Source organism: Arthrobacter sp. 2MCAF15, from assembly GCF_052115605.1.
Taxonomy (GTDB): Bacteria; Actinomycetota; Actinomycetes; order Actinomycetales; family Micrococcaceae; genus Arthrobacter.
On the sequence record NZ_JBFRGZ010000056.1, the window covers coordinates 1 to 630 of the forward strand.

Consider the following 630-nt stretch of genomic DNA (forward strand, 5'->3'; position numbering starts at 1 on the left):
CTCCGGGCTGATCTCGGATGGCATCGCGACGGCCATGGGCGGGCGGAAAGCGGCCGACCCGCAACAGGCCCTGCAGGACGTGAAAACGGGCACGACGGATGCGTACTTCGCCTACCCCGCCGAGCCGGCCACGCAGCCGGTGAAGGTCTACGGGRMRGACCAGGGGGTCTTCGAMAACGGCAAATACGACGCCGTCGCCAAGCATCTCCTCACCGCCTCAGCCCAGGCTGAAGTCGGCTCCCCGCAGCTGACCGCCGCGGCCAGCGGCGACGTGAAGACAGAATCCCAGACGTTCAAGGACGGCCAGCCGAGTGGGGGCTTCGGCTCCGCCGTGCCGCCGCTGATGTTCCTGCTGATCTTCTACGTTTCCATCATTCTGCTCTCCAACCAGATGCTCAACAGCACCCTGGAGGAGAAGGAGAACCGGGTCACCGAAATGATCCTCACCACCYTGAAYCCGACCACSCTGATCATCGGCAAGGTCATCGCCCTGTTCATGGTCGGCCTGGTCCAGATCCTGGTCTTCCTCACCCCCATCGCCGTCGGCTACGCCTTTTTCCGCGACAAACTCGCCATCCCCGACCTCGACCTCTCGAACCTGAGATTCGAACCAGGAACAATGCTCGTCGG

General features: G+C 63.6%; 1 protein-coding gene. It reads left to right on the top strand.

The features are described from left to right. Positions 1–630 (top strand): ABC transporter permease (locus AB4089_RS22940; protein ID WP_441411565.1); only part of this gene is annotated, 630 nt, incomplete at both ends.